The organism is Roseomonas sp. 18066 (genome assembly GCF_902706185.1).
Taxonomy (GTDB): Bacteria; Pseudomonadota; Alphaproteobacteria; order Acetobacterales; family Acetobacteraceae; genus Pseudoroseomonas.
In genome coordinates, this window is sequence record NZ_CACSJM010000161.1 from 1 (window position 1) to 12,281 (window position 12,281).

At 71.0% G+C, this 12,281-nt stretch carries 10 protein-coding genes and 2 tRNA genes; 8 read left to right on the forward strand and 4 right to left on the reverse strand.

The window, feature by feature from the left end; genetic code table 11:
* Window positions 1-67: 67 nt before the first annotated feature.
* Complete coding sequence (locus tag GVN67_RS24290; protein ID WP_159999902.1) at window positions 68-244, reverse strand: hypothetical protein; 177 nt, start codon at window positions 242-244, stop codon at window positions 68-70.
* A 575-nt stretch (window positions 245-819) separates the two neighbouring features.
* Window positions 820-893 (reverse strand) — tRNA-Gln (locus GVN67_RS24295).
* 168 nt (window positions 894-1,061) lie between these two features.
* On the opposite strand from GVN67_RS24295, the gene GVN67_RS24300 reads away from it, so the two are divergent.
* From GVN67_RS24300 to GVN67_RS24335, 8 genes are all read left to right on the forward strand, one after another.
* Window positions 1,062-2,141: a Ppx/GppA phosphatase family protein gene (locus GVN67_RS24300; RefSeq protein WP_159999903.1), complete on the forward strand. Its 1,080-nt coding sequence runs from the start codon at window positions 1,062-1,064 to the stop codon at window positions 2,139-2,141.
* Window positions 2,142-2,167: 26 nt separating this feature from the next.
* Window positions 2,168-2,848 carry an RlmE family RNA methyltransferase gene (locus GVN67_RS24305; RefSeq protein ID WP_159999904.1) on the forward strand — a complete coding sequence of 227 codons (681 nt, stop codon included), beginning with the start codon at window positions 2,168-2,170 and terminating at the stop codon, window positions 2,846-2,848.
* Window positions 2,849-3,222: 374 nt separating this feature from the next.
* Window positions 3,223-4,746: an IMP dehydrogenase gene (gene guaB / locus GVN67_RS24310; RefSeq protein WP_235035457.1), complete on the forward strand. Its 1,524-nt coding sequence runs from the start codon at window positions 3,223-3,225 to the stop codon at window positions 4,744-4,746.
* 103 nt (window positions 4,747-4,849) lie between these two features.
* The gene (locus GVN67_RS24315) at window positions 4,850-6,172 is read left to right on the forward strand and encodes an RsmB/NOP family class I SAM-dependent RNA methyltransferase (RefSeq protein ID WP_159999905.1); all 1,323 of its coding nucleotides are present in this window, start codon (window positions 4,850-4,852) and stop codon (window positions 6,170-6,172) included.
* Window positions 6,173-6,231: 59 nt separating this feature from the next.
* Window positions 6,232-6,783, forward strand: a complete 552-nt coding sequence (locus GVN67_RS24320; protein WP_159999906.1) for a GNAT family N-acetyltransferase — start codon at window positions 6,232-6,234, stop codon at window positions 6,781-6,783.
* 239 nt (window positions 6,784-7,022) lie between these two features.
* Window positions 7,023-7,331 carry an integration host factor subunit alpha gene (locus GVN67_RS24325; protein WP_159999907.1) on the forward strand — a complete coding sequence of 103 codons (309 nt, stop codon included), beginning with the start codon at window positions 7,023-7,025 and terminating at the stop codon, window positions 7,329-7,331.
* 91 nt (window positions 7,332-7,422) lie between these two features.
* Window positions 7,423-7,854, forward strand: coding sequence for a MerR family transcriptional regulator (locus GVN67_RS24330; protein WP_235035458.1), 432 nt, complete (start codon window positions 7,423-7,425; stop codon window positions 7,852-7,854).
* Window positions 7,855-7,945: 91 nt separating this feature from the next.
* A tRNA-Pro gene (locus GVN67_RS24335) sits at window positions 7,946-8,022 on the forward strand.
* 93 nt (window positions 8,023-8,115) lie between these two features.
* Here GVN67_RS24335 and GVN67_RS24340 read toward each other — a convergent pair.
* Together GVN67_RS24340 and GVN67_RS24345 are read right to left on the reverse strand one after the other, a co-directional pair.
* Window positions 8,116-10,437, reverse strand: coding sequence for an HWE histidine kinase domain-containing protein (locus GVN67_RS24340; protein ID WP_159999909.1), 2,322 nt, complete (start codon window positions 10,435-10,437; stop codon window positions 8,116-8,118).
* Window positions 10,438-10,760: 323 nt separating this feature from the next.
* Entirely contained in the window at window positions 10,761-12,272 is a 1,512-nt protein-coding gene (locus GVN67_RS24345) for an aldehyde dehydrogenase family protein (protein ID WP_159999911.1), read from the reverse strand.
* Window positions 12,273-12,281: the final 9 nt, after the last annotated feature.

Below are 12,281 nucleotides of genomic sequence, written 5' to 3' on the forward strand. Positions count from 1 at the left end.
GGGCTGGGGGGCCCCGGTCTCCGCCGAAAGAGGTGGGCGTGGTGGGGTGGAAAGCGAAGGCGGCCGCTTACCAGCGGCCGTAGGAGCCCATGCTCAGCGTGCTGCGCTCGCCATAGCTGTTCCAGGCGGCCTGGCTTTCGACGCGGTCGGCATGGGCGGCGTCGTCACGGGCGCGGTCGGCGGCAAGGGCAGCGACGCGGCGCTCGGAAACCAAATCCTTGGCAATCTGCTTACGGAAGAACATGGCGACCTCCTGCTTCTGCGCCATATTTGCGGCAGGCCGACGCCATAATCCAGACACAAAATCGCCAGGGCGGCACATTTTCGCCTTATTTCCGCCTTGATTGCGGCCGGCCTCGCGGTTGCGCCCAAGGAAAACAGGCAGTTCCGGGCGCCAAGCGCAGGCTTGGCCATGCAGAAAAACCCCAATCCAGGCACGCTTCCGGCAAGAGAAACCGTGCCGCGTGTCCAAGCTGCCGGCGATTCGACTTGATCGAGGCGGGGAAGGGGACTTGGCTGTGTCTTCGCCAGCGGGCGGCCTTCCCGGCGTGGCCTTGGCCATGTCTGGGGCGGGGTCGGGATGCCGGGCGAAATGCTTGATCAATCATTGCGGTGACGACAGGGAGCCGGGCGCGCCGGAAAAATGGCAAGGCTGTGGCTGGTCACGGAGCGCTGCCACATTTGCGCCACCCGGTATCGGCGAAGTCCCGGCCCGCCGCCGATCCGGCGGTAAAAGCAAAGCCCAAGCCAACAGCAGAAAACCGGCGAGGGCAGGGCCCGTCCGGTTGGTGCAGCTTCTTCGGTTTTACTGGGAGGGGGTGGCTGGGGAACCTGGATTCGAACCAAGACTGCCCGAGTCAGAGTCGGGAGTTCTACCGTTAAACTATTCCCCAACGGCGTGGGCGGGGGAATAGCACCGGGTCCGGGGGCTTGCAAGGGGGCGGATCGAAGGTTTCGCATCGCGGGATAAAATTGCTTGCCCCGGGCCCCCCGCGGCCCAATCATACAGAAGCCCCCCGAAAGCCGCCCCTGCCCAGGCCGCGCGGGAAAGGCCCGAAACCATGCCAGATATTGTGTCGAACCCTGCCGTCGCCTCGTCCAGCCTCCTTTCGGGGGCCTCGCATGGTGCCTTCGCCGCCATCGACCTCGGCACCAACAATTGCCGGCTGCTGGTCGGCACCCCCACCCAGGCCGGCTCCTTCCGCGTGCTCGACAGCTACAGCCGCGTCGTCCGCCTGGGCGAGGGGCTGATCACCGAGGGCCGGCTGTCCGACACCGCCATGGACCGCGCCATGGTCGCGCTGCAGGCCTGCGCGCAGAAGCTGCTGCGCCGCCCGTTGAAGCGCCTGGTCGCCGTCACCACCGAGGCCTGCCGCCGCGCCGCCAATGGCGCCGCCTTCGTCGCCCGCGTCCAGGAAGCCACCGGCCTGCCGATCCGCATCATCTCGGCGCGGGAGGAGGCGGAGCTGGCGATGGAATCCTGCGCCCCCCTGCTGCGCCCGCAGGACCGCCGCGGCCTGCTCTTTGATATTGGCGGCGGCAGCACCGAGATCGCCTGGATCCGCGGCGCCGGCGACAACAGCCAGGGCCGCGCCGAGCTGATCGGCTATATCTCTCTGCCCTTCGGCGTCGTCACCCTGGCCGAGCGCATGGGCCAGGGCTGCTACACCCTGGAAGGCTTCGACCGCGTCGTCGACGAGGTGGCCGAGCAGCTGGCCTGCTTCGACCGCGTCCACAGCATCGGCCGCGAGATCCGCGATGGCGGCGTGCGGCTGATGGGCACCAGCGGCACGGTGACCACGCTGGCCGGCGTCGCGCTGTCGCTGCCCCGCTATTCCCGCCCGCTGATCGATGGCCGCGTGCTGCCCTGCGAGGATGCCGACCAGGCGCTGCGCGACCTGTTCACCCTGGGGCGGGAAGGGCTGCGCCAGCATCCCTGCGTCGGCCCCGAGCGCGCCGACTTCGTGCTGCCGGGCTGCGCCATCTATGCGGCGATCCGGCGGGTCTGGCCGTCCTCCTGCGTGACGGTCGCGGATCGCGGGCTGCGCGAAGGGATGCTATTGCGCATGATGCGCCAGGATCGCAGCCCGCCGAAGCGGAGCAGCCCGCCCTGGCGCGCCGCCAGCCAGCCGGCGCCCTGACGCCTTAGTTTACGGGAAGACCAGAAGTGAAATCGCCGACCGACGGGGCGCGTGGCCTGACCACGCGGCTGCGCACCGCCAAGGGCCGCACCACCGCCAGCCAGAAATGGCTGGAACGCCAGCTGAACGACCCCTACGTCCGCGCCGCCAAGGCCGCCGGCTGGCGGTCGCGCGCCGCCTTCAAGATCATCGAGCTGGACGAGAAGTACAAGCTGTTCCGCCCCGGCCAGCGGGTGGTCGACCTGGGCGCCGCGCCCGGCGGCTGGACCCAGGTGGCGGTGCAGCGCGTCGGCGACCGCGGCAAGGTGGTGGGGCTGGACCTGCTGCCGATGGATGTGATCCCCGGCGCCACCCTGCTGCAGGGCGATTTCGAGGATGCGGCGGTGGAGCAGGAGGTGCTGGCCGCGCTGGACGGCCCGGCCGACCTGGTGCTGTCGGACATGGCGCCCAACACCACGGGCCACAACGCGACCGACCACCTGCGCATCCTGAATCTGATCGAGCTGGCGCTGCATTTCGGCGCCAAGGTGCTGGTGCCGGGCGGGGCCTTCGTCGCCAAGGTGTTCCAGGGCGGCACCGAGCGCGACATGCTGAACTGGCTGAAGCGCGACTTCGCCTCGGTGAAGCACGCCAAGCCGCCGGCCAGCCGCAAGGACAGCGCGGAGATGTATGTGGTGGCGCAGGGGTATCGGGGCGAGAAGCCTTGAAGGCCAGGGGAATGAATTCCCCTTTTCTTTCGGACTGCCGTGTCCATGTGGCGACGGGACGTGAAACGGCCCAGCCAGGGCGCGACCTTTGAGTTGGCGCCATTGTATTGAATGGCGCCCCGCCGCGATGCCCTGGTGTGGCTGCCGCAGAAGGCGCTGCCCCCGAAACGGCCGGTGACCAGAAAGAAGATGGGGGTTTGGGGGAATTCATTCCCCCAATCTTTTCCTTGTCTGAAAATTCTCCCTCCAAATCTCTTGTCCCCACGCAACCCAGCATCCCGCGCAGGACGCTTGCGGGGTGGGGCGATTCTGCGATAGGGGGACGCGCCAAGGCTGCGGAACGCGCCTCAGAAGTTCTGCGAAAGGCTCCTGCCATGGCACCCGACACCATCCCGACCGACGGCCCCGCCCAGCGCGGCGCCGCGCCGCGTCGTACCCTCATCGCCGAGGCCTATGCCTTCGACGATGTCCTGCTGGTCCCGGCCTATTCGACGGTCCTGCCCAACCAGACCGACACCCGCACCCGGCTGACGCGGGAGATCACCCTGAACATGCCGGTGATTTCCGCCGCCATGGACACGGTGACCGAGGGTCCGATGGCCATTGCCATGGCCCAGGCCGGTGGCATCGGCGTGATCCACAAGAACCTGACCGCCGAGCAGCAGGCGGCCGCCGTCCGCCAGGTGAAGAAGTTCGAGAGCGGCATGGTGGTGAACCCCGTCACCATCCATCCCGACCAGACCCTGGCCGAGGCCCAGGCCCTGATGGCCGCGCACCGCATCAGCGGCATCCCCGTGGTCGAGCGCGACAGCAAGCGCCTGGTCGGCATCCTGACCTATCGCGACGTGCGCTTCGCCACCGACCCCAATATCCGCGTCTATGAGCTGATGACGCGCGAGGGCCTGGTCACCGTCACCGGCGACGTCTCGGCCGAGAAGGCGCGCTCGCTGCTGCACAAGCACCGCATCGAGAAGCTGCTGGTGGTCGACGACGCCTATCGCTGCATCGGCCTGATCACCGTCAAGGACATGGACAAGGCCCAGGCCAATCCGAACGCCGCCAAGGATGCGATGGGCCGGCTGCGCGCCGCCGCCGCCACCGGCACCGGCGAGGACGGCTTCCACCGCGCCGAGCTGCTGATCGCCGCCGAGGTCGATGTCATCGTCGTAGACACCGCGCATGGCCATTCGGCCGGCGTGCTGAAGTCGGTGGAGCGGATCAAGCGCCTGTCCAACAGCGTCCAGGTCATCGCCGGCAATGTGGCGACCCCGGAGGCCGCCATCGCCCTGGTCGAGGCTGGCGCGGATGCGGTGAAGATCGGCATCGGCCCGGGCTCGATCTGCACCACGCGGATCGTCGCCGGCGTCGGCGTGCCGCAGCTGACCGCGGTCATGGAAAGCGCCGCCGCCGCGCATGAGAAGGGCGTGCCCGCCATCGCCGATGGCGGCGTCCGCTCCTCGGGCGACCTGGCCAAGGCGATCGCGGCCGGCGCCGACTGCGTCATGATGGGCAGCATGTTCGCCGGCACCGACGAGGCCCCGGGCGAGGTTTTCCTCTATCAGGGCCGTTCCTATAAGTCCTATCGCGGCATGGGCTCGCTCGGCGCCATGGCGCGCGGCTCGGCCGACCGCTACTTCCAGGCCGAGGTGCAGGACAGCCTGAAATTCGTGCCCGAGGGCATCGAGGGCCGCGTCGGCTACAAGGGCCCGGTCGGCAATGTCATCCACCAGCTGGTGGGCGGGCTGCGCTCGGCGATGGGCTATACCGGCAACGCCACCATCGCCGACATGCAGCAGAACTGCACCTTCCGCCGCATCACCGGCGCCGGCCTGCGCGAGTCCCATGTCCATGACGTGGCGATCACCCGCGAGGCGCCGAACTACCGCCAGGAGGGCTGAGGCCCTTCGCCGGGCGGCCTCGCCCGGCTTTCCTTCCGCGCGGCCCCGGTCTTCCGGCCGGGGCCGCGCCTTTTTTGCCTTCGCCCTGCAGGATGCCCCGCCCATGACCCCTTCCGCCCGGATCGCCGCCACGGTGGCGCTGCTGGCCGAGGTGGCGGCCACCCCGCGCCGCCCGGCCGATGCCACCGCCAACGGCTTCTTCCGCGAGCGCCGCTATATCGGCAGCGGCGACCGCCGCGCCGTGGCCGAGCGCGCCTGGAGCGTGCTGCGGCAGAAGCTGCGGCTGGACTGGCACCTGGCGCAGCACCACCTGCCGCCGACGCCGCGGCTGCTGATCATGGCGCATCTGCTGCTGGTCGAACGCTGGACGATGGATGGCGTGCTGCAGGGCTTCCCCGGCGGCCGCTTCAACGCCGGCCCGCCCGATCCGGGCGAGATGGCGTTGATCCAGGCGTTGGCCGGCAAGCCGCTGTCGGAAGACAGCCAGCCGGAGGCGCCGCGCTTCAACCTGCCCGACTGGGCGCTGGAGGGCTTCCGCGCCCGCTTCGGCGAGGAATTGCCGGCCGCCGCCGCCGCCATGGACCAGGCGGCGCCGCTGGACCTGCGCGCCAACCTGCTGCGCGGCACCGTCGAGCAGGCCGCCGCGGCGCTGGCCGCCGAGGGCATCCCGACCGAGCGCATGGCTTTTTCTCCGTGGGGCCTGCGCATCCCTGATCGCCGGCCGATCCTGGCGACCAAGGCTTTCACCGACGGGCTGATCGAGATCCAGGACGAGGGCAGCCAGCTGATCGCCCTGCTGACCGGGGCCAAGCCGGGCATGCGCTTCGCCGATTACTGCGCTGGCGCGGCGGGCAAGACCCTGGCGGTGGCGGCGATGATGGGCAATCGCGGGCGGATCGTGGCCTGCGATGTTTCCTCGGTCCGGCTGGAGGGCGCGGTCAAGCGCCTGCGCCGCGCCGGCGTCGACAATGCCGAGCGCCACCTGCTGGTGGCCGGCGACCGCTGGGTGAAGCGCCGCGCCGGGCAGTTCGACCGGGTGCTGGTCGACGCCCCCTGCAGCGGCACCGGCACCTGGCGGCGCAATCCGGATGCCCGCAGCCGCACCACGGCGCGCGACCTGGCGGAATTGGTCACCAAGCAGCGAGAAATCCTCGATCACGTCGCAGAGCTGGTGCGCCCGGGCGGAAGGCTGGTCTACGCTACCTGTTCGGTGCTGCCCGACGAGGACGGGTCCCAGGTGGAGGCTTTCCTGGCGCGCCATGCCGATTACGAAGCCGTCCCCCTGGCCGAGGCCTGGGCGGAGGCGGCTTCCGGCATGCCGCAGGAACTGCCGCCGCCGCCGGGTCCCGGCCCCTGGATGGAGCTGGCGCCGCACAGCCATGGCACGGACGGCTTCTTCGCCGCCGTGCTGCGTCGGAAGCAGTAGCCGCCCCCCGGATCCGCCGGCGGGAGGCCGCCGGGGAAAGAGGGGGGAGCCAGGCGTCGATGCTCAACATCCGACGGGCGCTCCCGGCCGATGCCCCGGCGATCGCCGCCGTGCATGTCGCCGCCTGGCGCAGCGCCTATGCCGGGCTGCTGCCCGACCTCTACCTCGCCGGCCTGTCCGAGGCGCGGCTGGCGGCCTTCTACCGCCGCAGCCTGGTCGAGCGCCGCGATGGCGAGGCGCTGTTCGTCGCCGTCGCCCGCGACCAGCCGGAGGGGCCGGGCCAGGTGGTGGGCTTCGCCTCCGGCGGCAAGGCGCGCCGCCACGAGCTGGCGGAAGGCGAGATCGCCACCCTCTATGTCCTGGACGACTGGCGCGACCAGGGCCTCGGCCGCCGGCTGCTGCGCGCCGCGGCGGCGCATCTGGCGGCGATCGGCTGCCATTCGGCGATGCTCTGGGTGCTGAGCGAGAATCCGGCCCGCTGGTTCTACCAGCACCTGGGCGGCCGGCGGGTCGCCGTGTCGCAGACCCGGGTCGGCGGCGAGGCGGTGGAGCAGACGGCGATTCTGTGGGACCCCATCGCCCTGCTGCTGGCCGCCACCATCCGCGCCTGACGCCTGCCGCGGCAGGTCTCCTACGGGGCTTGCCGCCGGCCCCTGGCGGGCCTGCCACGCGCCGTGGCGCGGCCCTTCGGCCTGGCCCAGGCCGAGCACAAGCTGTGGCATAAAAGACGCACCGAATTGAAGCTTTTCCGCCACACCCCCCGTTGCGGTTGACGCCGGCCGGGCATCCCGGTTTTGTTGAAATCAGAAGGGGTTGCAGGGAGTCTCACTGCCATGGGCCGCGCTCGGACATGAATACCATCACGCGCGCGCAACTGGCCGAGGCCATCTATGCCCAGGTCGGTCTGTCGCGCAACGAAAGTGCCGCATTGCTGGAAGACGTGCTGGAGCGCGTCTCCGCCGCCCTCGAGGCCGGGCGGCCGGTGAAGATCTCGGCTTTCGGGACCTTTTCCGTGCGGCAGAAGGGCATGCGCGTCGGGCGCAATCCGAAGACCGGCATCGAGGTGCCGATCATGCCGCGCCGCGTTCTCTCCTTCCGCCCCAGCCAGGTGCTGAAAGCCCGGCTGAACGGCGAGACGGTCGCCGACGACGAGGATTGACCCGCGCCATGCCGGCGACGATCGGACACCGATCGCGCGCCGGCACGGCCGGCAGGCCAGGGTGTGAGCGATGAATGACGGGGTGCCTTCGATGGTTGACGATGCGGAGGCCTCCGGCCGCCCACGCAAGGCGCCGACCGCCTTCCGCACCATCAGCGAGGTGGCGGAGGACCTGCAGATCCCGCAGCACGTCCTGCGCTTCTGGGAAACCAAGTTCCCCCAGCTGAAGCCGCTGAAGCGGGGCGGTGGCCGCCGCTACTACCGCCCCGAGGATATCGCGCTGCTGCGCCGCATCGGCGACCTGCTCTATACCCAGGGCTATACCATCAAGGGCGTGCAGCGGCTGCTGCGCGACAATGGCGCCGAGCTGCCGGAGGCGGCCGAGGCCGCGCCCGACTCCGAGGAGCCCGAGGCGGCGCTGCCCGAGGCCGGCCAGGGGGCGCTGAAGCGCGCCATCGCCGAGCTGGAGGAGCTGGCCGCGGAGCTGCGCGCGCTGGCGACCCTGCAGCCCCGGCTTGGATAGGACGCGGCGTCAAAAGGCCGGGGATTAAGTCGCGATCCCGCCAAGCAGGGGGGTTGAGGGGCAGCCGCCCCGATGCTATTGCCCCGCTCACCGGAGCGTAGCGCAGTCTGGTAGCGCACCAGTCTGGGGGACTGGGGGTCGTGGGTTCGAATCCCGCCGCTCCGACCAAAATACCCCACGAAAACGGCCCTGCATCGCCTGATGCAGGGCCGTTTCTCGTTGTGCGCGGGCGGCATGTCCGGCGCGGTTCACCTGGTAGGATCAACCCGGCTCGGCGGCCTCGCTGTCGGTGCGCTCCAGCACCACGGCGACGGCAGCCGCCAGCTCGCTGCGGCGATAGGGCTTGCGCAGCACCGCCGCCGCCTGGCCGGCCAGCCCGTCATGCGTCTCGTAGCCGGTGATGAAGACATAGGGCACGCCGAAGGCGGCCAGCCGCTCGGCGATCGGGAAGATCTCGGTGCCGCCCAGCTTCACGTCCAGCACCGCGGCGCTGAGCTGGGCCGAGACCAGCGGCATCGCCTCGGCCGGGCTGCGCGCCGGGCCCACCACGATGCAGCCGAGCTCGCGCAGCAGATGCGCCGCCTCCATGGCCAGCAGCGCCTCGTCCTCCACCAGCAGCACGCGCGGGGCGGGGCCGACCGAGAGCGAGGTCATGGCGCTGCCCTGCGGCTCGGGCGGGGCGACCCCCTCGGCCGCGCCCTCCGGCTGGTGGCCCATCAGCGGCAAAGTGTGGCGCGCCGGCAGCCGCAGCGTCAGCCGCAGCCCGGCGGTGCGCCATTCGACATGCAGCCCGCCGCCCAGCTGCCGCTCGGCCAGCTGGCGGATCAGCCGGCCGCCGAAATGCTGCTGTACCGGCGGCACCAGCAGCGGCGGCCCGCCGCGCTCGCTCCAGACCAGGCGCAGGCTGGCATCGCCCTCCGGCCGTTCCCATTCCAGCACGACATGGCCGTCGGCGGTGCTCAGCGCGCCGTGCTTGACCGCATTGGTTGCCAGCTCATGCAGCAGCATGGCCAGCGGCTGCACCGCGGTGGCCGCCAGCCGGATCGCCGGCCCTTCCAGCACCACGCGCCCGGCATGGGCGGCGAGCTCGCTCTCGGCCACCGCCCGCAGCGAGGCGCCGTCCCAGGATTCGCGCGCCAGCAGCGAATGGGCGCGCGCCATGGCGGCGATGCGGCCCTCGGCGCTGGCGGCGAAATTGGCCGGCGGCACGTCGCGCGGGGCGAGCCGCACCAGCGACAGGGCGACGGCCAGGGCGTTCTTGGCGCGGTGGTCGACTTCCCGCATCAGCAGCGCCTGGCGCGCCTCGCTCTCGCGCTTGGCGACGGCGCGCAGATGCAGCGCCTCGCCGACCCGCTGCAGGCCGAGCCGGGCATGCGCCACCTCGCGGATCAGCGGCGCGGCGCGCGACGGCGGCGGCGCCTCGGCCAGGGCGACGGCGGCGGCGTCGCGGCCCAGCCCCTCGACCTCCTGGCCCAGGCGGCGGCCGAAGCGCAGCGCCAGCAGCGCCGGCAGGCCGAGCGCCGCCAGCCCGCCGATCGCCGCCAGGGCCAGCGCCCGCCATTGCGGCATGTCGACCTCGGCGCGGGGGGCGGCATAGGCGACGCTCCAGGGCACGGTGCCCAGGCGGCGGATGGCGCCATAGACATGATTGCCGCCGCGCGTCTCGGCGGTCAGCATCGCGGCGGTGGCGCCGCGCGTCGCCTGGAAGTCCAGCACCGGCTGGCTGGCCGGGCGGCCGAGGAAGCGCGGCGTGTCGCCGGAATGGGCGACCACGGCGCCGCCGCGGTCGATCACGGTCGCGGCCCAGCCGGGCGGCGGCTGCTGCTCGGCCAGCACCTCGGCGATGCGCTGCGGCTGCAGCACGGCGACCAGCACCGCCACCACCTGCTGCTGCCGCAGCACCGGCAGGCTGAGGGCGATGCGCCAGGCCGGGTTCTCGGCGCTGCGATACAGGTCGGAGACGCGCGGCCGGCGCTGCTGCAGGATGCGCGCCCAGATCTGCGCGAAGTCATGCGACGGGCTTTCGGCCTGGCGGGCATATTCCAGCCGCTCGACCGTCGACAGGGCGGCGCCGGCGGGGCGGGCGGTGTTCATCACCTGGCGCGGCGATTGCGGGTCGGGCAGCAGCAGCACCAGCTGGCGCAGCCCGCTGGTGGGCCGGTCGAGCAGCGCCTCGGCCTGGGCGCGGAAGCCGCCCGCCGCCTCGCCATTGCCCTCGTCCAGCAGCGCCGCATCCAGCATCGGCGAGGTCGCCAGCGCGTCCAGCGCGGCGATGCCGGCGCGCAGCTCGCGGTCGACGGCCAGCTGCAGGGCGCGGCTGGTATGCTCCATGCCGCGCAGCACCTCGGCGCGCTGCTCATGCGCGGTCCAGAAGGCCAGGGCCGCGGCCAGCAGCACCAGCGGCAGGGTGACCGACAGCACCAGCCGCAGCAGCTGCATGCGGAAGCGCGGCGGCCGGCGGACCCGGCGGGCCGGCCGTGCGGGGGCCGCATCGTCCCGCGGCGTGGCGAAACGCGGTCCGGCGAAGCCCGGGCCAGCCGCGCCCGCGGCCGCCGTGCTTGCCTTGTCGGAGCCAGGCATCATCCGGTTTGTGGTCCCAGTGTCCATCGCTCCCGCGCGCCGATGAGAAGTGGGGGAACTGGCGCGCGTGAGACAACTTTACCGCGAGCGGAGGCCAAGCGTGCTTAACGTTACGGAGATTTTTCTGGCGGGCGTAAGATTTTCATTGGGCGTAAATTCCGCGACGGCGTCCCAGGGGGCCGGACTGCAACGTGTTCGTTTCGTATCTGTAACTTCGCAGCATGGCCGGCAGGGCGGCTGCAGCCCTGGGTTGTGGGCCGCGCAGCAAAAAGGGCCCCGGCGCGATGCCGGGGCCCTATGGCTCTGGCCGGGTTGTCTGGAAGCGGTCAGGCCATGTTGATCATGATGGTCTTCTTGTGGGTGAAGTGCTCCAGCATCGATTCCAGGCTGGCTTCCTTGCCCAGGCCCGAGGCCTTGACGCCGCCATAGGAAAGGTTGGGCTGCACCACCAGGTTCTGGTTGACCTGCACCAGCCCGGCCTCGATGCGATGGGCGAAGCTCATCGCGATCTTCAGGTTGTTGGTCCACAGGCTGGCGGCCAGGCCGAACTCGGTGTCGTTGGCCTCGGCCAGCACGTCCTCCGCATCGTCGAAGGGGAAGATGCAGGTGACCGGGCCGAAGATCTCCTCGCGGACCAGCCGGCTCTCCTTGGTCAGCCCGGTGAAGATGTGGGGCTGGATGAACAGGCCCTTCTTCAGCGCGGCGTCGTCCGGCATGGCCGAGCAGGCGCGGCCGGTGGCGCCGGCGGTGGCCTTCCCCTCATCGATGAAGGTCTTCACCTTCTCGAACTGGCCGGGCGAGATGATGGTGCCGATATCGGTCTTCTCGTCCAGCGGGTCGCCCATGACCATGGCGTCGACGCGCTTGGCCATCTCGGCGACGAAGCGGTCGAAGATCGGGCGTTCCACGAAGATGCGGCTGGCGGCGGTGCAGCTCTGCCCCTGGCGGGTGAAGCGCATCGAGGTCAGCGCGCCGGCCACCGTCTTCTCGAAGTCGCAGTCGGCGAAGACGATCATCGGCGACTTGCCGCCGAGCTCCAGCGTCACCGGGATCAGCTTCTCCGCCGCGGCGCGGTAGATGATCTTGCCGGTCTCGACGCTGCCGGTGAAGGTCACCTTCTTCACCAGCGGATGGGCGACCAGCGGCGCGCCGCATTCCGGGCCCTGGCCGGACAGGATGTTGAACACGCCGGCCGGCAGCACGCGGTTCATCAGCTCCGCGATGCGCAGCACCGCCAGCGGCGCCTCTTCCGCCGACTTCACCACCACCGCGTTGCCGGCGACGAGGGCGGGCGCGACCTTCAGCGCCAGCAGCATCATCGGGATGTTCCAGGGGATGATGGCGCCCACCACCCCCAGCGGCTCGCGCAGCGTGAAGTTCAGCACCTCGGGGCCGAAGGGCACGTGCTCGCCCTTGATCTCGCCGCCCAGGCCGCCGAAGAACTCGAAGATATCGGCGACGTTGTTGGCCTCGACCCGGCTTTCGGTGCGCAGCGCCTTGCCGGTCTCCAGCGCCACCAGCCGCGCCAGCTCCTCGACATGGGTGCGGATCAGCTGCGCCGCCTGGTGCACCAGCGCGCCGCGCTTGCGGGCCGGGACGCGGGCCCATTCCTTCTGGGCGCGGGCGGCGTCCGTCACCGCGGCCTCGACATCGGCGGCATCGCCATCGGCCGCCTCGGCCACCGTCTCGCCGGTCGCCGGATTGACCACGGCGAAGGTCCTGCCGTGCTTCGCCGGGGCGAAGCGGCCGCCGATGAAATGCAGGCCGGACAGGGCGCGGGCCAGGGCCTGCGGATCGTGGCTCGGGGCGTCGGGCGTGGGCGAGGGGCGGTCGAGCATGGGGCGGCG

Excerpts from the sequence above, each read along its gene's own strand:
- GVN67_RS24290 (WP_159999902.1), bottom strand. The coding sequence starts at position 244 with ATGTTCTTCCGTAAGCAGATTGCCAAGGATTTGGTTTCCGAGCGCCGC.
- GVN67_RS24300 (WP_159999903.1), top strand. The coding sequence starts at position 1,062 with ATGCCAGATATTGTGTCGAACCCTGCCGTCGCCTCGTCCAGCCTCCTT.
- guaB (WP_235035457.1), top strand. The coding sequence starts at position 3,223 with ATGGCACCCGACACCATCCCGACCGACGGCCCCGCCCAGCGCGGCGCC.
- GVN67_RS24315 (WP_159999905.1), top strand. The coding sequence starts at position 4,850 with ATGACCCCTTCCGCCCGGATCGCCGCCACGGTGGCGCTGCTGGCCGAG.
- GVN67_RS24320 (WP_159999906.1), top strand. The coding sequence starts at position 6,232 with ATGCTCAACATCCGACGGGCGCTCCCGGCCGATGCCCCGGCGATCGCC.
- GVN67_RS24325 (WP_159999907.1), top strand. The coding sequence starts at position 7,023 with ATGAATACCATCACGCGCGCGCAACTGGCCGAGGCCATCTATGCCCAG.
- GVN67_RS24330 (WP_235035458.1), top strand. The coding sequence starts at position 7,423 with ATGGTTGACGATGCGGAGGCCTCCGGCCGCCCACGCAAGGCGCCGACC.
- GVN67_RS24340 (WP_159999909.1), bottom strand. The coding sequence starts at position 10,437 with ATGATGCCTGGCTCCGACAAGGCAAGCACGGCGGCCGCGGGCGCGGCT.
- GVN67_RS24345 (WP_159999911.1), bottom strand. The coding sequence starts at position 12,272 with ATGCTCGACCGCCCCTCGCCCACGCCCGACGCCCCGAGCCACGATCCG.